Source organism: Bacillus sp. EB106-04-04-XG123, assembly GCF_058791855.1.
On record NZ_JBYTDZ010000002.1, the window covers coordinates 868,921 to 894,479 of the forward strand.

The following is a 25,559-nucleotide window of genomic DNA, read 5'->3' on the forward strand; positions in this document are numbered from 1 at the left end:
AGCGGTATATAGAGATCTTCTTATTTTTACATTAATCTATTAACTTTGGGATTGGAGGAATTTGATCTAACTCTTTAAATTTAGTTGCATCCAACTTGAAACGTTTATCATATTTTTCGGGGTCTGTGATATTAGGACCTTCTGTATTTCTCCAAGATAGGGTACAAGTATCGCAAATATATACTTCCCAAGCATCCTTAACAGGAGACTTTGTTAATAAGCTTACTTTTTCAGATTCACATCTCGGACACTTCATTATTTATTTCCTCCCTTTTTTATTAAATCACGGAGAATGGCAGACCATTCTTCTGCTTTTTCTGGGGTAGCCAAAAGTTCAGTATCTCGGGCAATATCAGGTGCAATCGGAGTTGTCGCATCAATGACTAGTTTTGTGTGCATACCAGCAGGGTCAGAAGATGGATCTAATGGCATTCCAGGTGCATATGGAATTTTGAAAACATCTTTGTCTGGACGTACCCGAGTGGTTAATGCCCACATCACTTGTTCTAAATTAAACGGATCAACGAATTCATCTACGATAATCGCTATTTTCGTATAAGGCATTCCGTGAGGAGTGGATAATAGCCTCATCGCAACCGCCTTACCGTATCCACCTAAACGAGATTTTGTCGATACAATAGTTCCTATACCGTGTGTATACATTGCGTTTACTGCCTCAACTTCTGGGAAGTCACGCTTTAACTGTTTATACAATGGTAAACTTGTATTTAAAGCCATTAAATAATCAATTTCCGTCCATGGCATACCTAAGTATAAGTTTTCAAAAATTGGATTTTGACGGTGAGTGATTTTAGTGATTTTTACAATCGGCTGCAAACGTGCTCCTGAATAACTTCCAGGAAATTCGCCAAATGGGCCTTCTATTTCTCTTTCACGAGGCATAATGTATCCCTCTAGAACAACCTCACTTCTCGCTGGAATATCTAATTGACCTTGCTCACTTTTCGTTAATTCAATTGCTTCTCCTTTTAAGGCTCCGGCAAAATCATATTCGGATTGAGCATATTCTATCGGTGTACTCGCCATAAAGCTCAAGACAGGATCGTTACCTAAACAAATGGCAATTGGTAAAGGTTCATTTTTTTCTTCTGCATGTTTTAGATGGACCGCTATATCGTGAAATGGAAGTGGCTGAATGCCTACTTTATCTTTACCCTTTACTTGAATACGGTAAGTTCCGGCATTTTGTTCCTCATAGCTTTCAGGCTTATTTGGATCCTTACTAACCACAAGAGCTTTAGAAAGATAAAAGCCCGCATCGAATTCATTAATACGAAACAGTGGCAGCACATCAAATAAATTGATATCTTCCTCAATTACAACTTCTTTCACTGGTGCATCTTTTTTATCTACCCAAACAGGTTTAATCGGATATCTATCCCAAATTCTTTCTAGTTCAAAAAACTGTTCTTTAACCGGTGTGTTCTTGTCCATGTTAAGCATCAAGGCATGGTTTTGCCATGAACCGTGTACATTTAGGACAACAGGTGTTTTATATCCTTTCACTTTTTCTACAAGAACAGCTGGTGCATTCTCCATATCCGGGGCAGAACGGCCAATTGCGCTTAAATCTGGTTCAGGCATGACTTCATCCTTAATACGAACTAGTTGATTTTCTGATTCTAGTAAATCTAGAAACTCTCTTAAATCTCTATAGGACATGGGAAATCCTCCTATTCAGCAATTTTTATGTGATGTGTTTTCCCTTACATCACCATTGTACGCCCCATCATATGATATTAAAAATATCTATTAAATATTTAAAATATACCTTAAAGGTATGCTTTTTAACTAAAATGAAGTTCAACATGAAAATCAAATACAAAAGGTTCGTCCTAAAAGGACGAACCAGATTGAAAAAGCCTCTCAAATCATCTTTTGATCAGCTTACTTCGCTTTTTGTATACCTTCCCATCTCTTAGCTTCTGATAATTGAATACCAAACTGATCTAAGGCTCTGTAAACAATGTGGTTAACAATATCATCAATCTGTTGAGGATGATTATAAAAAGCAGGCATTGGAGGAAAAATGATAGATCCCATTCTTGATAATGTCAACATATTTTCAAGATGAATATCATTAAGAGGTGTTTCACGGGTCATCAATAACAATTTTTTTCTCTCTTTTAAAATGACATCAGCAGCTCGCGTAACAAGATTGTCTGCCAGCCCCATTCGAATTGATGCAAGAGTTTTCATACTACAAGGTGCCACAATCATTCCATCTACTCTAAAAGATCCGCTTGAAATTTTCGCACCTAAATCCTTATATGAATATGTGAAATCAGCTAATTCTTCAACATCCTTTACTGTGTAAGATGTCTCAACATTTATGGTTGCGGCTGCCCATGAAGACATGACCAAATGAGTTTCAATATCTGTGTGTTTGAGAATTTCTAGAAGACGAATACCAAAAATGGCTCCTGTAGCACCAGACATTCCAACAATAATCTTCATATACGCTTCACCTTCTTTAATATTAATGATTCATATCTCTAAATAAAGTATACTCTCCAGTTTAATATATTGATAATATTCATATTGTTTATATATAATACTTACAAAGTATAAAAAGACAGGAGAAGACATATGGATATTCGACAACTGCGATATTTTATAGCCATTGCAGAACAAGGTACAATCTCTAAAGCTGCAGAATCCCTGCATATGGCTCAGCCGCCACTTAGCAGGCAATTAAAAATGATGGAAGATGAATTAGGTGTTGTTTTATTTGAAAGGAATAAAAAGAAGAAAGTCACTCTAACCGCTCAGGGAGAACTATTTTTAAAAAAGGCTAGAGAAATAGTTTATAGCATGGAGGATGCTATTCATGAAATTAAAGAATTTAGTGAGGAAATAAGCGGAACTCTTTCAATTGGTTCTACTATTTATTGTGCACCGATTTTACTTTCAGCTCTTACCGAATTTAGGAAAAAGCATTCGCATGTTAAATTTAATATTTGGGAAGGAAACTCTGCGCACTTAATGACATTATTGAATAATCGGCAAATTGATGTTGCAATCACAGGAGGACCTTTTCCTAAAAAAGATATGAAAGTGAAAAGTTTGTATACAGATCCTTGTGTATTAGTTGTCCCTAAAGAATATAAGATAGATGAAAAAGAAATAAGCATACAAACACTTTCTGACATTCCGCTTTTATTACTCCGTCCAACAGAGGGAGTGGGATTATTTGATCAAATAGTTGATACATTTCAACAGTTAGAATTAACGCCTAATATATTATGTGAATGTCACGACTCTGCTATGTTATTCAGTTTAGTCAGAAAAGGATTCGGGGCGACAATCTTACCTTTATCCATGGTCAACCATCCACTTACGAAAGAATTTAAAAAGATCTCCATTCAAGATCATCCATGGATTTCAGATCCTTCATTAGTTTGGAGATCAAATAGCTACTTATCAGCTTCGACAAAAGAGTTTTTGAAGTTTTTTGAGGAACAGAGCAACTACACCGACTATTAAGTATAGAGGAGTCTGGGTGACTCCATACAAAAAAAACCGAACAAGCGATACCATGCTCATTCGGCTCTCTATTACCTATCTTTACACTTCTTCACCGTTCGTTCCGATGACGTTTTGATACCAAGTAAACGAATCTTTTTTGAGGCGCTTCATTGAGTCATTTCCTTCGTTGTCGCGGTCAACGTAGATCATGCCGTAGCGTTTTTTCATTTCGCCTGTTGTGAATGACACGATATCAATGATGCCCCAAGGTGTGTAGCCGATGAGGTCAACACCGTCGCATTCTATTGCCTTTTTCAGCGCCTCGATATGAGAAGCGAGATATTGAATTCGTTCTGGATCGTGAATAGAACCGTCTTCTTCCACTTGATCAATGGCACCAAATCCATTCTCGACGATGAATAGCGGGATTTGATAGCGATCGTAAAAACGATTCAATGTATACCTTAAGCCTGTCGGGTCAATGGACCAGCCCCAGTCACTTGATTTGATATAAGGGTTATCTACACCATGAGGCAGTGCTCCGTTGTGATCAGACACCGTATCACTTTCTGACAAAGCATATTCATCTTTTAAATTTTGATCAAGCTCTCTTAGATCTTTGACCGTCTTTTTTCGTTCATCTTCCGCATCTTCTATTTTTTCGTCAAAGTTTTGGCTATCAAATACTTTTAGAGAAATGAGGTCATCAATGTCTTGAAAAATCGTTTTCAGTGCCTTTTTTTGATCTTTTACAATGCTTTTGGCATTTTTGATGCCCATATGTACTGCGTTGTCTAAAAAGTGTTCTTCTACAAAGGTATCGCCGCCAAAGTTTGTATCATCCAGTGTCCCAAAAACACCTCCATTATTGATCATAAAGTCTATTTTATGGTGGCTTTCAAAACGGAAAAATAGGCTAAATGACGTTTTCAATTTAAAGATCAATAAAATAAGCTAGACAATGCACTTTGCTCTGTCTAGCCATACATTCGTTTTATTTATAATCATTGATTGGTCCTTTATCCATCAAAACATCAATTTCATTAGAAGACTTCATTTTTAATTTAGGCCTGCGCTCGGAATTTGGTTTGCTGTAAAGCTCTAGCGGACGGATGATCACACCATCATTTGTATTTTGAAGCATACCCGGCACACAAGAATAAATCCGATCATTATCATTCGCATGTTTGGCATGAATTGTCACAGACGTTCCTTGGTGATTATCGATACTCATAGATACCCTATATCTATAAAAGGAACCTGTTCCGTTTGATTGAGCAGAATAAACAACCGGAACGATAGCAAGAATATCGTCATTTAACCGTAATTTAATGACTTCTGTTTTCATCAATTCACGGTCTCTACCGACATCTCCCATATGCTCTACAGCCCCGTTACCGTAACTTTTGAGAGCAGGAACACCTTTTGCGCCAAACATGGCCACATCTATTTGTTTTCCTGACTTTGTATAAACCAATGCATAAATATCATAATCGGTTCCAGACTCCCAGGATACTGTAGCTGTAATCTCAGGCGTTTTTTCAATGATGATCGGTTTATGACCTTTGTCTAGACTAATTTTACCTTGAACTTTCTCTAAGCTAATTGGTGCAGCGACTTTCTCTTTAGCAGCTGGCTTCATTGGAGCAGGCTCATCAATTAGTTTTTCAGAAGTCATTTGAGGAGGTGTAGAAACATCCTGTTCATCAGGTTCAACATCTACCCCAAAAAGCTGACATAACCCTTCTAATCCAGAATCGAAGCCACGCCAGATGGATCGTGCTTTCGTTTCACCATTTCTGATATATAGCTCTACTACGACAATACCCTTTTCATTTGTAAAGCTTACTGGTGTAAGGTATAGTACCTCATCGCCTGTTTGAATTTCTGCTTGCAGATTCTTCACTTGAGAAAAACCAATTCCTTGATCCTCTGTTAGTGTAATCGCCACCTTTGTGATTCCAGCAGGCACTTTGCTCATATCAAAATTCAATTGATGCCTTTTCAACTGACCTGATATCTCTGCTGGTAAAAGTGTCGCGACACCCGTGGCACTCTCCGGCTGATTGTAAAAAATAATGCCATGATCTCCTTGAACTAGATCTGAATCTGTTAAGAGAAACGCTGTTAAAGAAATATCAATTGCAGATGATACTTCATAACTGATGGATACTTGTCCCTTTGGAGAGTTTAGTACAGTATTGGCACCCATTTGCAGAGTTTGATTCATTTCAACAACTCCTATTCTATATCTACCATTTATCGCTTTTATAGATCAATTATACCAAATGGTTTAGTAGAGCCTATTAATATCTTTATCTCATTTCAATCTCTGCCATGATATGAGACAATGCCAATTAAAAACAAACTACTCTCGAAAGGAGAATCAATGTGTATAAAAAAATCATTCCTGCTGTTATGGTGATATTCGGTTTTTGGATTCTTCTTCAAATTTCCTTGAACATTAAGATCTTTCACAATCCAATGAACTATTTTGTCGCTATTACTCTCTTTTTTCTTTGTATTCAGGCATTAATAAAACATAAACAATGAAAAACCCGAACAAGCATATACCACGCTCGTCCGGGCTTCTATTTTCCTTTATTACACTTCTTCACCATTCGTTGCGATGACGTTTTGATACCAAGTAAACGAATCTTTTTTAAGGCGCTTCATTGAGCCGTTTCCTTCGTTGTCGCGGTCAACGTAGATCATACCGTAGCGTTTTTTCATTTCGCCTGTTGTGAATGACACGATATCAATGATGCCCCAAGGTGTGTAGCCAATAAGGTCGACACCGTCGTATTCAATGGCTTTTTTCAGTGCTTCGATATGAGAAGCGAGATATTGAATTCTTTCTGGATCGTGAATAGAACCGTCTTCTTCCACTTGATCTATCGCACCAAATCCATTCTCTACGATGAATAACGGGATTTGATAGCGATCGTAAAAACGATTCAATGTATATCTTAAGCCTGTCGGGTCAATGGACCAGCCCCAGTCACTTGATTTGATATAAGGGTTATCTACACCATGCGGCAGGGCTCCGTTGACAATGTCTCCGTTGTGATCAGACACCGTATCACTTTTAACCGTTGTCGACATGTAGTAGCTAAAGCCTAGATAATCCACTTTCCCTTTTCTTAAGCTTTCTTCATCTCCTTTTTCAAATGGAATGTGATAGCCTTCGCGTTCGAATTCTTTTAATGCATAGCTCGGATAGTAGCCGCGCACCTGTACATCTGGGAAGAAATAGCGCTGTCTCATATATTCCTCTGCCAGCATGACATCCTCAGGGTTTGAGGAATATGGATAGATTGGCACGTGAGACACCATCGCTCCAATTTGGAAAGCAGGATTAATTTCTTTTCCTTTGGCTACTGCCCATGCACTTGCAAGTAATTCATGATGTCCTGCTTGATACATGACTTCTTTGGCATTTTCGCCTTCTTTGACTGAAACCCCTGAATTTGTCCAAAGGAACAGCGGGTTGTTGACATCCATTTTGTTATTGATTTCATTAAATGTCATCCAGTATGTGACCTTGTCTTTGTATCGATTGAAGCATACTTCTGCGAATTTCGCGAAATACTCAGCGACTTTTCGGCTGCGGAACCCGCCGTACTCTCTTGCTAAATGGAGCGGCATCTCAAAATGAGACAGCGTAATCACAGGCTCGATGCCATGCTTGAGCAGTTCATCAAATACATCATCATAGAATTGTAACCCTGCTTCATTCGGTTCTGCTTCATCTCCCTTAGGGAAAATCCGGCTCCAGCCAATCGATGTACGTAAACATTTTAAACCCATTTCGGCAAACATTGCGATATCTTCCTTATAACGATGGTAGAAATCGATCGCTTCATGGTTCGGATAAAATTTATCTTCTTCTATCGTTTCAGTTATTTGTCTCGGTACTCCGTGAGCACCTGCTGTCATCACATCTACAACACTTGGGCCTTTTCCTGCTTCATTCCATCCACCTTCAAATTGATGTGCAGCTAATGCTCCGCCCCATAGAAAATCTTTTGGTAATGTCATTATTCATTCCTCCTATTTCACAATTGTGATCATGACGTCTGTTGGCTGACATGTCGATTGTTCTTCTACAATCACATCTTCGTACGCTTGTGTATTGGTGATGATGACTGGTGTGATTGTTTTTAATCCTTTGCTTTCAATGGCTTCTTGATCAAATGTCATCAACAAGTCACCCTTCTTCACCTTACTGCCTTCTTTGATATGCAGAGTAAATGCTGAGCCATCTAGGGAAACCGTATCAATTCCTACATGAACTAGTAACTCCACCCCGAATTCTGAACGCAGTCCAATCGCATGCTTTGTTGGCGCAAGCATGACGACACTGCCGTCAAACGGTGCATACAGCTTGTTGTCTGTCGGTTCAATCGCAAACCCTTTGCCCATCGCCCCCGAGCTAAATACGGCATCTGGCACTTCAGATAACGGGATCACTTTCCCTGCAAGCGGTGCAGGAATGGTCTCTTCATTATTCATCGAAGCATTCATTTTTTCTCCAACTTGCTCTTTATCAGACGTTGCACCGGCTGTCTGTTCCACTGTATCTTCCCCATAACCAAACATTTGAATAAGCACAACTGGTAAGATCAGCGCAATTGCGACACCAATCAATATGCCGATAATTGATGTTGGATAATCTGAACTAATTCCGTTTACAATCGTCAGTGGACCAGGCAAACCTGCATACGCAAAGTAATAAGGCGTAAAGAAGCTGGCAGCAATGGCACCGACCGCTCCAGATATACATCCGAAAATAAATGGTTTTTTGAAACGCAGGGTAACCCCATAAATCGCAGGCTCAGTAATTCCAAAGAGACCCGTGATTCCCGCTGAAACCCCGACTTTTCGTGTTTCGCGGTTTCTTGCTTTTAAAATAACCCCTAACACTGCGCCGACCTGAGCGATAACAGCGATGGTTTGATATGCCTGGAAGGAGTCACGTCCATATTGTTCAAAGTTGGCGAGCACCATTGGTGTGATGCCCCAATGAACACCGAAAATGACAAGCACTTGCCAGAATCCTCCGATAATAGCACCTGCTAAAGCTGGGACATTTTCCGCTAAAACATTGTATCCGTTTGCAATCCCATTTGCACCGGCTGTCGAAAGAGGACCAATTAATAGAATCGTTAACGGAACCATGACAACCATGCAGATAAATGGGACAAATAACGGTTTGACCACCTCGTGAATGCGTTTGTTTAAAAATCTCTCTACATATGAAAGGATCCATACCAAGAATAGCGGCGGCAAAACAGATGACGTATAAACCGTTTCAGATAACGCTATGCCTAAAAAAGTAACGCCTTCCCCTGATGCCACGCGTCCAGCAATCTCCGTCCAAGCTGGACTGACAAGCGCTGCTGTACACGCTACGGCGATATACATATTCGTTTTAAAATGCTTGGCTGCTGTGATGGCGATAAAGATAGGCAAAAACGTAAACGGCGCCCATGAAATAAAGCTAAAGACTTCATACGTTCCCGTTTTCGAGAAGCTTGGAAATAATAAATTAATGAGGATAAGTGCACCTTGTAAAATACCTGCTGCTGCCAAAATATACACAAATGGCGCAAACACAGCAGACATGGTCGCGATGACACGGTTCAGCACCGTTCCCTTGTTTTCATTTGGCTGATCATCATCAGACGGCTGCAGCTGAACAAGGCTTGAAAAATGCTCATATACCTCACCAACATGCTGACCGATAACGACCTGAAATTGACCGCCATTTTCCACCACGGTAATGACGCCAGGCATCGCATTGACTGCTTCCTTTGCCTTTGGATTCGAACGTTTCAAGACCAAACGCAGCCGCGTGGCGCATCTTGCAGCACTCACCACATTTTCTTCTCCGCCAACTGCCTCTAAGATGTCTTCTGCAAGCTTTTGATAGTCCCTCACTTTTGACATATAAAACCCCCCTTTATCACTACTAGTATATGTACATTATAATTATACCGGTACAATTTATCAATACATATATAATTTTAGATAGCATATCAAAGGAAATTAGGTATGTGCTATAATACAAAGACAATAAATCGTGAAAACAAAGAGGAATAGCCATGTTAAAGTATCAACAAATTGCGAGCGATATTGAAAAATATATTGTCACCCATGAGATGCAACAAGGAGATAAGCTCCCTGTACTCGAAACACTCATGAGTCAATTTGCTGTGAGCAAAAGTACCATTATCAAATCGTTAGAATTACTCGAAAAAAAAGGAATTATCTATCAAGTGAGGGGCAGCGGCATCTTTGTTCGAAGACACCGGCGCAAGGGATACATCAGCCTTTTATCCAACCAAGGGTTTAAAAAAGACTTAGAGGAATTTCAACTGACATCAGAGGTTTTAATGCTAGACACCATCAAACCGTCCGAAGAAGCTGCACTTAATTTGAACATTGAACAAGATGAAGATGTTTTTTACCTTAAACGCATTCGTTACATCAACGGACAAACCTTATGTTTAGAAGAATCCTATTACCGAAAAACGATTATTCCTTATCTCAACACAGAAATTGCCGCCGATTCTGTTTTTAAATTCGTCAGTGAAGGTTTGGGGCTCAAAGTCGGTTTCTCCGATATGTACTTACAAGTAGGCAAATTGAATGAAACCGAAGCGACGCACCTCGGCCTCAAACAAGACGATCCCGCCCTCCGCGTCGAGACGGTCTTTCACCTCACAAACGGCCAGCCCTTCGACTTTTCGAAAATCACATATAACTACACACAATCCCAATTTTTTATTCAAGCCAATAATTATTATGGGTGATGGACGGAAAAAGCCCCTCATAAACTGAGGGGCTTTTTGCAAATAACCTATCACTTGTAATAGTTATAATCATTGAACGTCGCGATCATATCTTCTTGTGTGCCTTTCTTCCCGCGATTTGTATTAAAATATAACGTTCCGTCATCAAAATCAACAGCTTCTATTTCAAAAAGAGTAAATGCACTGCTCGTAATTCGAAATGAAAGGTCTTTTCTAGTAAACAACTCTTTTGAAAAATCTTTTGCAGGTGTTTCCTTTTGCTCTTTCAGGATTTGATTGATATTTAATGGATATGTGAGAATGACACTCACATTAGAAGCCCCTCCATTGGAGTCTGGCTTAGATAATGGTACATATAATGTTCCTTGATAGAAAGAAATGCCTTGAAGAATGTACTTAGAAACATCCACCACTGATTGATTTACAATCGCTTTCGTATAATTTAATGTAAACGTTGCCTCATATTCAAATTGTCCTTTTTGGTCATTAAAATTCCCAATAAAAAAGCGATTGCCAGACCTGACAATAAACTTGTCCGCTCCAACAGAATATGTGATGCCGCTAATTGATAAATTCGCCCCTTGGTACTGAAGGACATAGGATTTAGCCACTTTGTACGTATTTTTCTTCGTGTTCACACTTAACTTCACTATCTTTTTTACATACTTTACACCATCGGCCATAGGCGCTACATATAAGCTAACTTGCTCATCACCTTTTTGAGCTTTCACAGCTAAGTCATTAGCATGTCCTAAGTCATTACTAGTACTGTTGGTGTCAGAGTTTTTAAGGAGCTTAACAATTCTATTGCTTGAAGAGCTGTTCATTTTAATAGCGTACAATTGCGTCAAGTGATTTGACGTATTTATTTTTGCAGCATAAATCATATTATTATTACGATCTACAGCCATCCCTTGCATAGAAGTGTAGAACCCAGAACCGGACATTGCAGAATACGTTGTATATGTGTTGAAATATCCGGATTGTGCCTGAACAGTCACGGACCACATACTGCAGCAAAAGATGACAGCCGTTAGGATAAAACACTGCAATTTTTTCAATATAAACACTCTCCTATCATTGGAATTTATATCGTTTGGCTTTTAAAAATAAAATCGTCACCATAGAAATGAATGACGATTTTTTTTAAATGATCATTAAACTCTACTTTTCAGCTTTAAACGCCTTTACCGTTTTACTACTTTCCGACATGCCTTTCCCAGTGACGGTGAAGTAGAGTTTTCCTCCCTTAGCGCCTAGTTGTTTAAAAGTGACTTTTACAACTTTGCCTTTAGTAGCTGTTGACTTCCCAATAAGCTTTCCCGAAGAATGATAGATTTTGACAACATCTTGATTGGTGAGTTTACTGACCGTAACCACGTCTTTTTTCTTTTTGTTGTTCACAATGTTGATTTGGTTGCTTTTTAACGAAGCAGACGGCTCACCTTTAAAAGAAATGGTTTGCTTTCCGCTTTCCAGCATCTTATCGCTGCTACGCGTGATATACACTTTACCGCTCTTAGTCCCAACTTGTTTAACGTACAATTTGATGGACGAGCTGGTAGCTGGTTTTGATGCAGCTAGTAATTTCCCGCTTGTTGAGTAGACTTTAATTACATCTTTTTTCTTCAATTTACTCACTGTAATGATGTCATTTTTATTTTTAAGATTATTGATTTTGACTTGGCTGGCTTTTAAAGCCTCTGACTTTTCACCCTGATAACGAATTGGTACTCGATTTCCCTCTTTTAAACCAGGCTCTTTTATACTGATATAAAGCGTTCCACTTGTTTGACCCAATTGTTTGATGGAAATTGCCATGTTCGAACTTGAAGCAGTCTGCTGGGCTATCTCTTTACCGCCAGAGGCTGGTTTAAATATTTTGATGACTGATTGCTTTTTGATTCCTTTTATCGTCACCGTATCGTTTTTCCCTTTATTGTTCGCCACCTTTACTTGAGATGCTAGAAGTGGAGATGTGACGACTTTTTTGACGGTGAAGGCTGGCAAGGCGACCTTTCTCTTTCCACTTTGCAACGTGATTGTTACTTTAGATCCTTGTTGTAATTTTCCCGTTTTCAATTTAAAATCTTTGCCCGGCGTAATGTTGAATGGTCCAAATTTCTTTTTCGTTGTGCTAGCGCTGAGTTTCGACATTGCTTTTATTGTGTTATTCGCTGAATCAGATTGCACCTCTACAATAGCTTGATCGCCAAACGTACTCATGCCATTAATGGTCTCACTTGAATCATCGATTTCTTCCACAAAAACTTTCTGTACATCTTCCTGAGATTGATCCGTTTCACTCGGATTATCAGCCATGAACGACTTGACTGTAATGAAGTCACCACCGATTAACTTTGAAACAGGAACATCATAGACGCCATTAGAGTCTGTCTGACCTTCCCCAATGACTCTTCCCTCTCCATCTAAAATATTGATCATACTTTCAGGAGTTGCAGTTCCGCCCACTGAAGTTGAAAGCTGAGTAAAAGGATCAATAGTCGGAGCGGTTGATCTCAGTTGGAAAGTGGTCTCATACAAAGCATTATCATAAGAAGGTTCCAACACTTGAAATTTACTTTGATTTAATGACTTTATTGTGTTTTTGTCTAAATTCAACTCAAAGTTGCCATCACCATCTGCAGTCATCGATTGAATGATGTCACTTGATTTTTGATTTTTAAAGACGATCTTTGCATAAGGAATTCCCGTTTGGCCTTTCACTGATTTAGACCATTTTGTCGTAGGAATAAGTGAGATTTTCTTAGGATTCACAATTTTTTTGTAAACGTCGATATTGCTGCCAGTCGTCATTTTCACTGTTAGGAATGTCCCTGCACTTAGGGCAGGCAGCTTCAAATGAATGGCATCATTGAATGTGCCTGAGGCAATTACTTTGCCATCTTTCATGACCTCTACTTTTGTGTTCTTCACAGTTTTCCCAGTTAACTCCTGAGAAGTATCATATATCGGATCTAATGAGCTAAAAGATTCCTTGAAAACATACACTTTGTTTGAAGAAAGCATTGTCCCATTTTGGTCATACGTATCTAACTCCGCCGTTTGACCTGAACTAATGTTCCAAGAAAACAACTTAAAGTTTCCATTACTATCTGCTTTTGCGTAGTGCATATATTTAGATTTCCAGTTACTCGGAACACCCCAATCTACGAATGCAACGATTGCGTTTGGCGCTGTTTTACCTGTCAGATAATTATCACCATATTGATAACGATCAACCGTTGTTTTCGTTCCACCCTCTGTGGCACTCACACTTTCTTGTATATGAAAACTCAACATCATCACACATAGAATAGAAGCTACTAATTTCAGGACCATTTTCATAAATATATCCTCACTTTTCCTATTAATGTTTTTATATACAAATATTATACATTTCATCTAGTATAGATACAAGAGTTAATAACATGACTAAAGACTTATCAAACTACCAATTTAATAGGTACAGTGAACCTCCTCTCTTACATGAACATCTCCGATTTAAAACATCAAAAAGATTCATTTTACGAATGCATCAAACAAACTTATGATAAACGTAACAAAAATGTATAGGAGGGTTCGTCAGATGAGAGACATTAGAGTGTATCATGTTGATGCGTTTACAACTGAGAAATTTGGAGGAAATGCCGCTGGGGTGGTGTTGGATGGTGAGTTTTTAACAGAAGATGACATGCAGAGCATCGCCAAGGAGTTGAATTTACCGGAATCCGTCTTCTTGCTGCCTGCCCATGATAAGGAAGCCGATTATCGGGTCAAATACTTCACGCCGACGGAAGAGGTCAATTTTTGCGGGCATGCGACTGTTGGATTGACTTGGCTTCTGGCGACGGAGCTAGGGCTGGCTAAAGAGAGATCAGGGGTCGTGTTAGAAACAAAGATCGGCAAGGTTCCTGTCGTATGGCACGAAGAAAATGGCAAGGTCGTTGATGTGGAAATGACTCAGGTGACACCGAAGACGCGAGATTTTGTCATTGATTTAGAAGAGCTTAGTGACATGCTTGGTGTGAGCATTGACCGCATTGATCCATCCTTTCCTATCAAATTAGCAAACACCGGTAACTGGCATCTGCTTGTTCCGATGAAGGACCAACAGGACATTGATCAAGCAGCACCAAACTTAGCGGCTTTAGCTAGAATGAATAAAGAGCATGTCATCTCGACAACCCACCTTTATACGTTCCACACCTCAAAAGAATGCGATCTTTATACGAGAGATTTTGCACCTGGGATTGGTATACCCGAAGATCCTGTGACGGGGGCAGCAAACGGGGCATTGGCTGGATATCTTTATTTGGAGGGCATCATTTCTCAGCAAGAAATCACTCACCTGAACATTGCCCAAGGCGATGCCATCGGCAGACCTGGCTTGCTTCGTATCACAGTCATTCCAAATGAATCAAAGCCGGTGATCAAAGTGGCAGGCGCAGCTGTCATCACGATCCGCGGCGTGTTGTCTTTATAAAACACCAGCTTGAATGGGGACTTCCTGTTCAAGCTGATTCTATTTAAAATGATTTTTGACCGTTTCGATCCACCTCTTGGTCGATGGGGAAGCTGCTTTGAACGATTTGAGCGCCAAGTTGACCTCACGAAAGACGCTCGTCTCCAGTGGAATGACTTTCGTATGAGGTATGTGCGGCGGTAACACTAATTTTGGAATAATCGTGACCCCAAGCCCTTCTTGCACCATAGAAATGAGCGTATTGTTGTCTTCAATTTCAAACAAAACATGAGGCTTCACGCCGCCTCTTTCTTTTAACAGCTTCTTGACGAGTATGTCGCAGCCCGCTTTCGGCATGATAAAGGCTTCATCATGTAATGAATCAACTTCGATCACATTCTTCGTATGAAAGCGATGATTCTCTTGTATGAGCACCACCAATTCATCTTGAAAAAGTGGAATGGTCTCGAATTCCCTCGATGACTGCGTTAAAAAACCAACATCAACCGTGCCTGAAGCGATCCATTCCTCAATCTCCTCATAACCGCCTTCATATAACTCCAGCTTGATATGCGGATAGCATTGCGTAAAACGGTGAATAAGGCGTGGTAGAACATTTGAAGAAAAACTAGGAAATGTCCCAATCTTGATGCTCCCCACTTCCATCCCTTGAATTAGCGCCGCCTCCTGCTCAAGCAATGCCGCATGATGCAAGATTTGCCGGATATGAGGCATCACCCGCTCACCTGCGTCTGTCAACGACAGCCCGTTTCGATTCCGTCGAAGCAGCACAATCCCGAGTTCCGACTCAAGCTTTGCAATATTATGACTCACCCCAGACTGCGTCAGCCCAAGCTTCTCCCCGGCTTTTGTAAAACTGCCGCATTCGACGACTGTTAGAAATACTTTGTATTGGAATGTGATCAGTGTGCTCACCTCACTTATTAATTCGTCGTGGCCGACGACGAAGACCTAGACGCTGCTTCATCAGCTTTCACACAATCAATCGCAACAACGAGCGCAATCATCACAGGCTCCATTTCTTCTTTCAAAATATCAACCTTATAGCTGTCACCCCAAGTAAACCATTCCTTCTTCACCTGACCGATCACTTCGCCGTTCTGGAGCACCTGGAAATTCATATCCCACCAGTTACCTTGTACTTCAATCCCAGCAGCATCAATTGAATATTTTGCTTTAAAAAACGTAAACTCTTTTTTAATCGTCAATACCTCTTGACCATCAACTTCTACTAAAAACTTCGGTAAAAAGGTAAACATTTTCTTCGTAATCACAGCGATTTCATCTCGTTCTGTATTCAAAATGGTAAACGTCTTTGGCATCTTCATAAAGCTGCCTTCGACCACATACACATCGTCCTCCTGCTGATCCTTTACCGTAAACCTGCCGCTCAGACTAAATATTTTTTGTTTCATATAAAGCTGTTTCATATGTACCTCCGATTCAGTTCAAAAATTCCGTTCTTACATTACCTCTGATTATACCAAAAAATAGAATGTACAAAAAACCACCTGCTATCAGGTGGTTTTCGATTACTGATCCATTTTCAGAGACTCTTTTTCATATGTTTGAAAAGCATTTTCCATTCCCATGATGACTTCTTTAATTTTGACATAACCACTTGTGTAAGGAATAGAATCCCTAATCTCTTCCCACATAAAATGATAGAACTTCAGGTCTTCCGTTTCACACATCACAAAATCTGTGTAATCTTTACCTGGAAGAGCTTCAGCATCAAAAAAGCGCACCGTCACATGTTCCTCATATTTCTGCATCAACTCTTGCAGCGAAGCCGCATGGGTTCTGCGCTCCTCTCGTGGTAAAGCAAGCCAAGATGGGTAGAACTCTAATAAAACAACCATCATATATTTCATCATCATACCCCCGATTCTTCTATGATGTGATGATTGTACGTCAGATCTAGAGATTGTGCATTAACATAGGTTAATGTTCAGCAGGATGGAGCAGCCTGCTCAACGAAACCGGAGAAATACCAATATATGAGGCAATATGATATTGAGCGATACGTTGATGTAACCCGGGATATTTCAATAAAAACGCCTGATATCGCTCAATTGCTGGCAAATAAAGCAGTTCCCTCTCACGCTCTTCCTTTCTCGTATACAGCCTCTCTACACTAACCCGAACAAACCGCTCCCACATATGACTTCTATCCATCAACATTTGAAGCAGATCATACGGAATTTCAATCACAATAGAATCCTCCATCGCTTCAATCGAATAAGGAGAAGGCTGCCTGTTGATCATACTTGCATAAGAAGTAGCAAAATCATCTTCCAACGTAAAAGCCACGTTGTACTCCCTTCCATCCGGTAACAAATAGAAGAGACGGAAGAGCCCCGTTATGCAGAAATAAGCGTGTTTCACAAGATCGCCAGCCTTGACCATGCATGTACCCGCTTTTAATTGTTTAATTGTTGTTCCATCTTTGAAGGCTTGCCAATGATTTTGTTCGATTGGATATTTGGATATTTTGGTTTTGAAAGTGTCGTATGGGTCAGTTATTTTGTCCATCTGTTTTTTACCTCCTAATAAGGAAAACTCAAGCCTACTTGGGGATTGTTTTTATTATCAATGCTAAAAATAAGTCTGTCACAATACGTGATGCAAAAAAAGTCTCGTTTGAGGGAAATCACTCAAATGAGACTTTTTTTAGTTATGATTTAATACCCATTTACAAAGTAAGCAATAGTTTCTAATTCATCTTCTTTCAGTTCTCTGTTCACGTAATGTTGATATTCTTTCGTGATTTTCTGCTTATCTCCACCACATTGATCAGTGAATTTCGCTATCATCCGAAGTTTGTCTGTTTCCTGACGAAACTCCTCTTTTGTCCACGGTCTTTGGTGTGAAGGAATATACGTATCGGCATCAAAAGCATCTAACTCATCTAAAAGACGCAATATTTCTTTCACCGTATAATGAACTTTTTCGGCATACATTTTCGGATAAATGCAATCACCAAGAAAAAGGATTTTCTCTTCTTTCACATACACGATCACGGAATCTGCCGCATGGTCGCCTCCAACATGCTGCACGATGCAAGTGACCCCGCCAAGATCAATCTCTATCCGACGGTCAAACGTCACATCCGGTAAAACCACCTGAATTTCTCGATGATTCTTATATTCTTCTTTAATGGCCTTCGCGCAAAACTCAATCTCCGTTCCTTCCCTCACCCGCTCATCAATCGCCTCATCTGACCACGAAAACGGAACAAGCTCCTCCATTTCCTTTCTTGTCTTTGCAGAAGCAATTGAAACCGTATCAGGCAGCGCAGGCAGACCAAAGATATGATCCCAATGCCAATGCGTGAGGACAACCATATCTGGCTTGGCGTTCTCGTGTTTAAAAGTTTTCTGGATAAAATAGTTCGCATGATCTTCTGAATTGCCTGCATCGATCATTAATGTTTTGTTATTGCCTACGATCATGCCTAGGATGGGGCGGTCAGTAAGTGCTACTGGTGTGATGTACCAAAAACTCTGACCTATTTTTTTAATTGAGTGCAAAGGTGCTTCCTACTTTCTGTCATTATTTTTTAAATTGAATCACGTTTTTTCCCATCGTTCTACTGTTTAAGTATATCGAATTTCTTTACTCGAAGTAGCACGCGAAGCCAATATTGTTACAATGATCGCGATTGCAACGCCTAAAGCACCTGCCCAAGTAACGGAAGATAGAGAAACCCTCTCTACAAAGATACCTCCAATAGCTGCACCTGCAGCCATCGCCAATTGCATCATTGACTGATTGAGACCTAATAGTATACCTGATGACTCTGGCTCCATTGTAGCTAAGTGATATTGTTGAGTCGGGCCAGAAGACCATGCAGCAAATGACCATAATATTAAAATGAGTAATACTCCAACATAAGAATGCGTAACTAGTGAGAGCAATATGAGCATGATGACATGTAATGCCATTCCACTAATCAGAGTAAAATTCACACCCCATCGATCGGTACTAAATCCACCAAACTTTGACCCAACTAGACTAGCAATCCCGAATACAAGGAGAACTCCACTCAGCAATTTGCTGCTTACACCCGATATATTTAAAAGGTAAGGGGATAGATAGGTGTAGGCAATTGAATAACCACCTAGCCAGAAAAAGGTGATGGCTAATCCTAACACTACTTTTGGTTTTTTAAAAAGAGCGAGTTGTTGAATTAAAGGTACAGGTTTATCCCCTTGGATTTTTGGAATCGTAAGAGAAATGATCACCATGGCTAATAATCCGAGTAAGGCTATTCCTCCAAATACAGCTTTCCAACCGAAGAAATCACTAGTCATTCTGCCCAGTGGGACTCCAATGATCAATGATGCTGTAAATCCCATTACTACTGTAGCAATAGCGGTACCTTGCTTACCTTTTGGTGCAATTTTTTCAGCAATTGTTAATGCAGTAACTACGACCATCCCCGCTCCAAGAGCCATAATAATTCTTGACACAATAAATAATTGATACCCAGGGAGGACGAATGCAAGAATATTACCTAGAATAAAAACGCTAAGTGAAAATAACATTAACTTGCGTTTATTCATTCCCGATGTTAAAGCCATTAATACTGGGGTGAAGATGGCATACACAAGAGAAAAAATCGTAATTAACTGGCCAGCTGCAGCTATCGTAATCCCTAATGATTCAGAAATATTATCCAAAATGCCAGAGATGATATACTCTGATGTACCAACTAAAAAACTGACAATAGCTAAAATGTAAATCTTTACAGTGTTTGACAATATAGATCACTCCTTATATATAATACATTCACATATCTAGAATTGTTAATATGTATGGACAAAAAAACATATTACGATAAGTCGATTTGTATTTAATAAATGAAACTGAATTCTGATGTATGAATTCAGTTCATTTATTAAATATTTTTTTCTAGAATCTCAGCAATTTGTTTTATGGCATTTTCATCTCTTTTATAATACGTGTATTTACCTATACGCTCTGTCGTGATTAATCCAGCTCGAAGTAAAATTGAAAGGTATTGAGATGCTGTTGATTGCGTCATTTTCAATTTATCTGTTATTTGACTAACACATACCCCTGTAGTATTCATATCAATCCCTTCATGGGGTGTAAAATGACGATCAGGTTCCTTTAACCATTGTAAAATTTGCAGTCTTGATTCATTGGATAAGGCTTTGAAAACTTCTATTGGCTCCATACAAATCATTATATCGATAAATAACGATATGTCAACATGTGTTGTTTGAGATCCTTAAAATTTCTATTTTCCTTCTTCCTCTGGTACAGTTCACCGTGGTGCCTTTACATTCATTGAGCCTGTGATTACGCTGTCTCACTTTGAGATGCCACTTCATTTGGTAAGAGAGTATGGCAGGTTCGGCAGCCTAAAAGTTGCTGAGTATTTCGTGAAATTCATACTTCAGCAAATGCAACTGCTGTAGGTGTTTACCTCATTCCGTTGAATTTAAAGGAATTATCCGTATTGATGAGAATGATGAACTGCAAATTGAGCCGACTTGGGATTGTGTCATTATTATTAATGCCAAAAACATGTCTGTCACAGTTCGTGATGCAGAGATGTTGTAGGTTTGCCGTAGAAATTAATAAGTCTCATTTGAGGAAAATAGCTCAAATGAGACTTATTTAGTTTAGTAACCTTACCATAATTATTTAATACCCATTTACAAAGTAAGCAATAGTTTCTAATTCATCTTCTTTCAGTTCTCTGTTCACGTAATGTTGATATTCTTTCGTGATTTTCTGCTTATCTCCACCACATTGATCAGTGAATTTCGCTATCATCCGAAGTTTGTCTGTTTCCTGACGAAACTCCTCTTTTGTCCACGGTCTTTGGTGTGAAGGAATATACGTATCGGCATCAAAAGCATCTAACTCATCTAAAAGACGCAATATTTCTTTCACCGTATAATGAACTTTTTCGGCATACATTTTCGGATAAATGCAATCACCAAGAAAAAGGATTTTCTCTTCTTTCACATACACGATCACGGAATCTGCCGCATGGTCGCCTCCAACATGCTGCACGATGCAAGTGACCCCGCCAAGATCAATCTCTATCCGACGGTCAAACGTCACATCCGGTAAAACCACCTGAATTTCTCGATGATTCTTATATTCTTCTTTAATGGCCTTCGCGCAAAACTCAATCTCCGTTCCTTCCCTCACCCGCTCATCAATCGCCTCATCTGACCACGAAAACGGAACAAGCTTCTCCATTTCCTTTCTGGTCTTTGCAGAAGCAATCGAAACCGTATCAGGCAGCGCTGGCAAGCCAAAAATATGATCCCAATGCCAATGCGTGAGCACAACCATATCGGGCGAAGCGTTCTCTTGTTTTGAGGTTTTTTGGATGAAATATCTTGCATGATCTTCCGAGTTGCCTGCATCGATCATTAATGTTTTGTTATTGCCTACGACCATGCCTAGGATGGGGCGGTCGGTGAGTGATACTAGTGATGTAGGAGAAGGTTTGGCCTATTTTTTTGATTGTGTGCATGAGTATACCTCCTTTCTAAGAAAGTCTTCTATATATGATGACTGTTCACCTAACTTTATCAAAAATCTCGATTTTTTATTATTAGTTCATTAACAAATGAATTTATAAAATCCCTCTAAATTATAAATAAAATCACCGATATATACAAAGAAAGGACAATAAAGATAAAAGTTAATTTTTTTTAAGATCTCTACCTTACAATCTTTTATTCATATTTAAAGGGGGATAGATTTGAATAATCTAAAAAAGATATTATTTGCATTATTTATTTCGTTCTTTTTATCGAATTCTGCTTCAGCAAAAGAAGATATTATTACAAATGTAATTTCTGTAGATACATTAGAGATTAACAAAACATCTACAATCAAATTGCACGGAATATCAAAAGAAATCTATGAAGAATACAAAGAGTTTGCAGAAAAACATAATATGCAGTCAGATACTGATTATCATATGATGGGAGAATCGGAATTATATACAATAGAAGGTAATACATTTGTTGAAGAAGACGCCCTTAAAGATTTGAAAGAACTACTTATCAATAGAAGTGTACATATTAAAAAAGTTAGAAACGATAGTTATTTATTATATTTTTCAAAAAAAGATCATTATAGTATTAATCAATTATTAATTGCTAAGGGTTTTGCATCGGTTGATAAAAATATTATTTCTAATTATAAGATGGATTTTTTAAAAGAGGAGTTAAATGCTAAAACCAATAACTTAGGAATTTGGAACATTAGCTTCAAAGCAGCATACTCTAGAAGTGCTGATTCTACATATTCTGAGATAATATATATTCTGTTGTCTGCATTTCTTTTCTCCAATATATGGGTGTTGATGTTCTCACTGAAGAAGTTATCTTCTATACCCAGTTGGAAAGGACTTTTCTATGGTTTTTTTTCTTTATTATTAATACCCTTTCCATCAACAGTTATTACAATCCATTCATATCTAGGTGCTAAAGTATACTTATTATTCATTTTGTTGTTGATAGGAAATATTTTTCATCACTTGACAAAATTTATAATAAAGCATAAAGAGGTTTTAACCATTAAGAAGCTCATAGCACTAATGATAGGTTCTGTATTTATAGTAATTTCTTATTTTACCTTTGTTTATGATGCATTCGACAATCCTCGTTCAATAACAGTTCTAGAACAAGGTTTTTCTCAAGAGAATATTATTTCACATACCACTGTTCCTGAAGATAATTATTTATTAGTAAATGACCAAACATACTTTTTAAATAATCTTTATGACTATTTATATTTTAGTATAACAACATTTTTTGGTGGGTCCTACGGTGATATAGTTCCCCATGGAAACATCCGGTATATTGTAATTATTGAAATTTTCACTAGTTTTATACTACAAATGGTTTTTTTCGGTTTAATAATAAACATTATCTATGAAAAATTTAGTAGAAATAAATTTAAATACTCGTCTGAAAAAGAATTTTATATTCAGAAAGTTTCTTTTCCAAATAATGTACGTAAGCATAGTAATCTTGAGTTAACTGAAATTCTCCAGAAAAAAAACCTTCTAAAAGAAACTAAGAAAAAAACAAACAACTCGTTTTTTTTATCTATTATAACAATCATATTAATTTTAATTTCTCTTATTAAGAAAAAAAAATAGTTTAATATAGTGCCTGTACTTAATTAAAAAAGTCTTTATGAATACTCAAGCAAACAAAATAAATTGAATAATTTTATAAATTTATTCAAATAATATACAAATTAGAAAAAATCCCATCAACAATTGATAGGGATTTTTTCGAAAACAACTTTATCAAAATTTGTAACAACTGTTTTATTATTGTGAAATAAATATTCACTCTCTTTACGGGAGTTTCTTGCAGAGTATTGAAGAGTGTAGATTTTTTTTGGAAATGATTTATATATATCTAAAATATTTTCTTCGAGATCATATGTTGTAATCCAATGAAAATCATGTAGCATCATAATTTCTTGGGCTAGCTCCTTATGATCTTCATGTTTAAAAAAATTTGTATAAAGGTTCTTTCCTTGCTTATAATAGGGCGGATCGAAGAAAATAAAAGTATTTCTTCTATTTAATTCCTTTATTACATATTTAATAAACAATTTAGCATCAAAGTTATACAATGAGATATCATTTCTTCTTTTAGATATATTAGAGATTTTCTTTATTAATGCAACCTTGTTAAACCTACAATCCAATTTATATTGACTTAATTGTTGTTTCCCCCCTATAGGACCGCCTGTTATAATTCCAGAAGTGTTCGTACGATTTAAAAAGAATGTCGCAAACCCTAAATCTAATAAATCATATGCTTCTTTATTTTGATATATTAATTTTTGCCTTTCCCATTCCACCATATTAATAGGAGTCTCTAATATTCTTTCAATAAACTCACTTGTATGGAATAAAATAGAATACCATATGGCGTATATCGCGCGATCATAATCGTTTATAACTATATGTGCGACCTTATTTTTTAATAGTAAATCTATTGCAATCCCAGCCCCACCTGCAAATGGCTCTACATATATAGTATTATCAATACTATTAATATCAAGCAAGTTATTAACGAATTTTGACATTTGAGACTTCCCACCTGGGTATCGAAGAGGGGAAAGAATATTTGGCATAAAAGACACCTCATACATTTCTTTCATCTTTATTTATTGTATTTTATTATTTAAGTCTTCTATCATATGTTGTAAAAACAATTTCCATCTACGTTCAATATCCCACAGAATATCGACAGATGGCAGATTATACTTCCCATGCGATATTGAATTCAGTTCATCATGATCCTTTTTCGAAAAAGCTGTGGTTATAGTTCTTTGGTAATTTCTATTAATACTTAGAAACGTTTTATTATTCACACAGTACTTTAACAAATCTGTAATTGATGGGTCTATCTCGGTTTTTTTCCATTTTCCAAAAAGCTGATTTTCCACTAAATACTCTTGTAAGGTGCACTCCAATAGAGTCCTAGTTAAATAGGTAGCACTTAGACTATGAGTCGAGATTCGCAATCTGTGCAATTCATAAAGTGCTCTGCTAATTCCTGGGTGTCGCCCAGTGTAAATAATACCTTGAAATAAAAACGAACTACTTTCTGGTTTGGACTGCTTCTTTTTATCAGTTGGTTCAGGTTGTAACAGCTTAGTCTCATTATCGTTTTGAATATTGTTATCCTCTCTGTATTCCAATCTTGGCCCACGATTATTATGGTACTGTTCGTCCGCTGGTTCTTGCTGAGAATCTTTGTCTTGTCCTTCTCCTGATGCACTAGAAGAATCTTTGTCTTGTCCTTCTCCTGATACACTAGAAGAATCTTTGTCTTGTCCTTCTCCTGATACACTAGAAGAATCTTTGTCTTGTCCTTCTCCTGATGCCTCATTAGATTTCAAAATTGGGCTAATAGGCAGTTTTACACTTTTCCAACTTTCATCATCTTTGAAGTATTTATTGTAAAACTCCTGACGATCACCTTTATAATAAACGTCACTTACATTTATTTGCTTTGATTTGATTAAATATAAAATAAAATAGATTTTTTTAAGACTATCATTATTCACCAATTGGATTTCTGGTTTGTTTTTATTAATAATTATTCCCAATAAAATCCTCATATCGGGATCACCAAAAATTCTTTCCATTGTTGAAAATGAGCGTTCTACTTTTAATATATTATCTAGAAAATCAACAAGATATATTTTATAATCATCATTTTTAAATCTAGATTGTGCTTTATAATTCCATTGCAGACGTCCTGTACCATCATTCTCACCAGTGTGCTTATTTTGAATAGTCCTTTTCATCGATTCTTCCTCAGCAGGAATATCATATAAAACAGACTCAACTTCATAAATAGGATTGTAATTATTATCATTTGCGATTTTTTTTATCCGTTTTAACAAACGATCCCTTTCACCTATATCGCGAGGTAAAAAATCTGGATTATTTAGCAGTTTAATGCACGATATACGTCTGTTTCCATCCATGATTTTATATTTTTGAGGGATGTCTGCTTCTATTATAATTATTCTTTCTGATATTTCAAAGCCATACTTTGCAATTGATTTCATTAAATTAAAGAATTTCCTCTCTTCATTTAATAATATTTTTATTGCACCCTCTTCATTCTCTTGTGGCTCATCTCTCGGATTTTCTTCATTAATATAGAGATCATCAATTTTTACTGATTTAGGCTTCAACCTACTTTTCCCCCTTCTAATTCTTT

General features: G+C 37.8%; 22 protein-coding genes and 2 pseudogenes. 5 read left to right on the plus strand and 19 right to left on the minus strand.

The window, feature by feature from the left end; translation table 11 throughout:
* Positions 1–31: 31 nt before the first annotated feature.
* The 3 genes from AC3WTB_RS09790 to AC3WTB_RS09800 all read right to left on the minus strand — a co-directional run bounded on the left by AC3WTB_RS09790 (position 32) and on the right by AC3WTB_RS09800 (position 2,478).
* On the minus strand, positions 32–256 hold the full coding sequence (locus AC3WTB_RS09790) for a non-oxidative hydroxyarylic acid decarboxylases subunit D (RefSeq protein WP_047202077.1): 225 nt from the start codon (positions 254–256) through the stop codon (positions 32–34).
* The gene (locus tag AC3WTB_RS09795) at positions 256–1,683 is read right to left on the minus strand and encodes a non-oxidative hydroxyarylic acid decarboxylases subunit C (RefSeq protein WP_047202078.1); all 1,428 of its coding nucleotides are present in this window, start codon (positions 1,681–1,683) and stop codon (positions 256–258) included. Before AC3WTB_RS09795 ends, AC3WTB_RS09790 begins: the two co-directional genes overlap by 1 nt.
* A 225-nt stretch (positions 1,684–1,908) precedes the next feature.
* Positions 1,909–2,478 (minus strand): non-oxidative hydroxyarylic acid decarboxylases subunit B, encoded by a 570-nt coding sequence (locus AC3WTB_RS09800; RefSeq protein ID WP_126682551.1) that lies wholly within the window; start codon positions 2,476–2,478, stop codon positions 1,909–1,911.
* 132 nt (positions 2,479–2,610) lie between these two features.
* On the opposite strand from AC3WTB_RS09800, the gene AC3WTB_RS09805 reads away from it, so the two are divergent.
* Positions 2,611–3,507 carry a LysR family transcriptional regulator gene (locus AC3WTB_RS09805; RefSeq protein ID WP_251180873.1) on the plus strand — a complete coding sequence of 299 codons (897 nt, stop codon included), beginning with the start codon at positions 2,611–2,613 and terminating at the stop codon, positions 3,505–3,507.
* Between the two features lie 81 nt (positions 3,508–3,588).
* Here AC3WTB_RS09805 and AC3WTB_RS09810 read toward each other — a convergent pair whose 3' ends face one another.
* The 4 genes from AC3WTB_RS09810 to AC3WTB_RS09825 all read right to left on the minus strand — a co-directional run bounded on the left by AC3WTB_RS09810 (position 3,589) and on the right by AC3WTB_RS09825 (position 9,441).
* Entirely contained in the window at positions 3,589–4,365 is a 777-nt protein-coding gene (locus AC3WTB_RS09810) for a family 1 glycosylhydrolase (protein WP_461199773.1), read from the minus strand.
* A gap of 118 nt (positions 4,366–4,483) precedes the next feature.
* A complete protein-coding gene (locus AC3WTB_RS09815; RefSeq protein ID WP_151284964.1) occupies positions 4,484–5,719 on the minus strand; it encodes a TerD family protein in 1,236 nt (411 codons plus the stop codon).
* Positions 5,720–6,093: 374 nt separating this feature from the next.
* Positions 6,094–7,533 carry a 6-phospho-beta-glucosidase BglA gene (gene bglA, locus AC3WTB_RS09820; RefSeq protein WP_133744906.1) on the minus strand — a complete coding sequence of 480 codons (1,440 nt, stop codon included), beginning with the start codon at positions 7,531–7,533 and terminating at the stop codon, positions 6,094–6,096.
* A gap of 9 nt (positions 7,534–7,542) precedes the next feature.
* The gene (locus tag AC3WTB_RS09825; protein ID WP_058838372.1) at positions 7,543–9,441 is read right to left on the minus strand and encodes a beta-glucoside-specific PTS transporter subunit IIABC; all 1,899 of its coding nucleotides are present in this window, start codon (positions 9,439–9,441) and stop codon (positions 7,543–7,545) included.
* Between the two features lie 155 nt (positions 9,442–9,596).
* Between AC3WTB_RS09825 and AC3WTB_RS09830 the strand changes: the two genes are divergently transcribed.
* Positions 9,597–10,307, plus strand: a complete 711-nt coding sequence (locus AC3WTB_RS09830) for a GntR family transcriptional regulator (protein ID WP_039182781.1) — start codon at positions 9,597–9,599, stop codon at positions 10,305–10,307.
* Between the two features lie 50 nt (positions 10,308–10,357).
* Here AC3WTB_RS09830 and AC3WTB_RS09835 read toward each other — a convergent pair whose 3' ends face one another.
* Positions 10,358–11,317, minus strand: coding sequence for a hypothetical protein (locus AC3WTB_RS09835; RefSeq protein WP_492333689.1), 960 nt, complete (start codon positions 11,315–11,317; stop codon positions 10,358–10,360).
* 154 nt (positions 11,318–11,471) lie between these two features.
* Positions 11,472–13,655 (minus strand): hypothetical protein, encoded by a 2,184-nt coding sequence (locus tag AC3WTB_RS09840; RefSeq protein ID WP_492333662.1) that lies wholly within the window; start codon positions 13,653–13,655, stop codon positions 11,472–11,474.
* A 241-nt stretch (positions 13,656–13,896) separates the two neighbouring features.
* On the opposite strand from AC3WTB_RS09840, the gene AC3WTB_RS09845 reads away from it, so the two are divergent.
* Positions 13,897–14,793 (plus strand): PhzF family phenazine biosynthesis protein, encoded by an 897-nt coding sequence (locus AC3WTB_RS09845; protein WP_268501880.1) that lies wholly within the window; start codon positions 13,897–13,899, stop codon positions 14,791–14,793.
* Between the two features lie 39 nt (positions 14,794–14,832).
* On the opposite strand, the gene AC3WTB_RS09850 is transcribed toward AC3WTB_RS09845, so the two are convergent.
* The 7 genes from AC3WTB_RS09850 to AC3WTB_RS09880 all read right to left on the minus strand — a co-directional run bounded on the left by AC3WTB_RS09850 (position 14,833) and on the right by AC3WTB_RS09880 (position 19,999).
* Complete coding sequence (locus AC3WTB_RS09850) at positions 14,833–15,708, minus strand: LysR family transcriptional regulator (RefSeq protein ID WP_492333663.1); 876 nt, start codon at positions 15,706–15,708, stop codon at positions 14,833–14,835.
* Positions 15,709–15,716: 8 nt separating this feature from the next.
* Positions 15,717–16,223 (minus strand): LURP-one-related/scramblase family protein, encoded by a 507-nt coding sequence (locus tag AC3WTB_RS09855; RefSeq protein ID WP_144493786.1) that lies wholly within the window; start codon positions 16,221–16,223, stop codon positions 15,717–15,719.
* 102 nt (positions 16,224–16,325) lie between these two features.
* Entirely contained in the window at positions 16,326–16,667 is a 342-nt protein-coding gene (locus AC3WTB_RS09860; protein WP_039183409.1) for a darcynin family protein, read from the minus strand.
* Between the two features lie 70 nt (positions 16,668–16,737).
* A complete protein-coding gene (locus AC3WTB_RS09865) occupies positions 16,738–17,328 on the minus strand; it encodes a Crp/Fnr family transcriptional regulator (RefSeq protein ID WP_039182796.1) in 591 nt (196 codons plus the stop codon).
* A 149-nt stretch (positions 17,329–17,477) separates the two neighbouring features.
* Positions 17,478–18,326 carry an MBL fold metallo-hydrolase gene (locus AC3WTB_RS09870; protein ID WP_492333664.1) on the minus strand — a complete coding sequence of 283 codons (849 nt, stop codon included), beginning with the start codon at positions 18,324–18,326 and terminating at the stop codon, positions 17,478–17,480.
* A 66-nt stretch (positions 18,327–18,392) separates the two neighbouring features.
* On the minus strand, positions 18,393–19,559 hold the full coding sequence (locus tag AC3WTB_RS09875) for an MFS transporter (RefSeq protein WP_492333665.1): 1,167 nt from the start codon (positions 19,557–19,559) through the stop codon (positions 18,393–18,395).
* A 137-nt stretch (positions 19,560–19,696) separates the two neighbouring features.
* On the minus strand, positions 19,697–19,999 hold the full coding sequence (locus AC3WTB_RS09880; RefSeq protein ID WP_039182804.1) for an ArsR/SmtB family transcription factor: 303 nt from the start codon (positions 19,997–19,999) through the stop codon (positions 19,697–19,699).
* A gap of 112 nt (positions 20,000–20,111) precedes the next feature.
* Here AC3WTB_RS09880 and AC3WTB_RS09885 point away from each other — a divergent pair.
* Positions 20,112–20,216 (plus strand): annotated as a pseudogene (locus AC3WTB_RS09885) (family 1 glycosylhydrolase); the annotation flags it as partial.
* Positions 20,217–20,472: 256 nt separating this feature from the next.
* Here the strand turns inward: AC3WTB_RS09885 and AC3WTB_RS09890 are convergent.
* Positions 20,473–21,319, minus strand: a pseudogene (locus AC3WTB_RS09890) (MBL fold metallo-hydrolase).
* Between the two features lie 231 nt (positions 21,320–21,550).
* On the opposite strand from AC3WTB_RS09890, the gene AC3WTB_RS09895 reads away from it, so the two are divergent.
* On the plus strand, positions 21,551–22,960 hold the full coding sequence (locus AC3WTB_RS09895; RefSeq protein ID WP_492333666.1) for an ion channel: 1,410 nt from the start codon (positions 21,551–21,553) through the stop codon (positions 22,958–22,960).
* 116 nt (positions 22,961–23,076) lie between these two features.
* Here the strand turns inward: AC3WTB_RS09895 and AC3WTB_RS09900 are convergent, their stop codons facing one another.
* Together AC3WTB_RS09900 and AC3WTB_RS09905 are read right to left on the minus strand one after the other, a co-directional pair.
* Positions 23,077–23,982: a DNA adenine methylase gene (locus AC3WTB_RS09900; protein ID WP_492333667.1), complete on the minus strand. Its 906-nt coding sequence runs from the start codon at positions 23,980–23,982 to the stop codon at positions 23,077–23,079.
* A 6-nt stretch (positions 23,983–23,988) separates the two neighbouring features.
* Positions 23,989–25,533 (minus strand): hypothetical protein, encoded by a 1,545-nt coding sequence (locus AC3WTB_RS09905; RefSeq protein ID WP_492333668.1) that lies wholly within the window; start codon positions 25,531–25,533, stop codon positions 23,989–23,991.
* Positions 25,534–25,559 lie beyond the last annotated feature (26 nt).

Bases quoted from the DNA above. Each gene is read 5' to 3' on its own strand.
- AC3WTB_RS09790 (WP_047202077.1), bottom strand. From the start codon at position 256: ATGAAGTGTCCGAGATGTGAATCTGAAAAAGTAAGCTTATTAACAAAG.
- AC3WTB_RS09795 (WP_047202078.1), bottom strand. From the start codon at position 1,683: ATGTCCTATAGAGATTTAAGAGAGTTTCTAGATTTACTAGAATCAGAA.
- AC3WTB_RS09800 (WP_126682551.1), bottom strand. From the start codon at position 2,478: ATGAAGATTATTGTTGGAATGTCTGGTGCTACAGGAGCCATTTTTGGT.
- AC3WTB_RS09805 (WP_251180873.1), top strand. From the start codon at position 2,611: ATGGATATTCGACAACTGCGATATTTTATAGCCATTGCAGAACAAGGT.
- AC3WTB_RS09810 (WP_461199773.1), bottom strand. From the start codon at position 4,365: ATGATCAATAATGGAGGTGTTTTTGGGACACTGGATGATACAAACTTT.
- AC3WTB_RS09815 (WP_151284964.1), bottom strand. From the start codon at position 5,719: ATGAATCAAACTCTGCAAATGGGTGCCAATACTGTACTAAACTCTCCA.
- AC3WTB_RS09825 (WP_058838372.1), bottom strand. From the start codon at position 9,441: ATGTCAAAAGTGAGGGACTATCAAAAGCTTGCAGAAGACATCTTAGAG.
- AC3WTB_RS09830 (WP_039182781.1), top strand. From the start codon at position 9,597: ATGTTAAAGTATCAACAAATTGCGAGCGATATTGAAAAATATATTGTC.
- AC3WTB_RS09835 (WP_492333689.1), bottom strand. From the start codon at position 11,317: ATGTGGTCCGTGACTGTTCAGGCACAATCCGGATATTTCAACACATAT.
- AC3WTB_RS09840 (WP_492333662.1), bottom strand. From the start codon at position 13,655: ATGAAAATGGTCCTGAAATTAGTAGCTTCTATTCTATGTGTGATGATG.
- AC3WTB_RS09845 (WP_268501880.1), top strand. From the start codon at position 13,897: ATGAGAGACATTAGAGTGTATCATGTTGATGCGTTTACAACTGAGAAA.
- AC3WTB_RS09855 (WP_144493786.1), bottom strand. From the start codon at position 16,223: ATGAAACAGCTTTATATGAAACAAAAAATATTTAGTCTGAGCGGCAGG.
- AC3WTB_RS09860 (WP_039183409.1), bottom strand. From the start codon at position 16,667: ATGAAATATATGATGGTTGTTTTATTAGAGTTCTACCCATCTTGGCTT.
- AC3WTB_RS09865 (WP_039182796.1), bottom strand. From the start codon at position 17,328: ATGGACAAAATAACTGACCCATACGACACTTTCAAAACCAAAATATCC.
- AC3WTB_RS09880 (WP_039182804.1), bottom strand. From the start codon at position 19,999: ATGGAGCCAATAGAAGTTTTCAAAGCCTTATCCAATGAATCAAGACTG.
- AC3WTB_RS09900 (WP_492333667.1), bottom strand. From the start codon at position 23,982: ATGAAAGAAATGTATGAGGTGTCTTTTATGCCAAATATTCTTTCCCCT.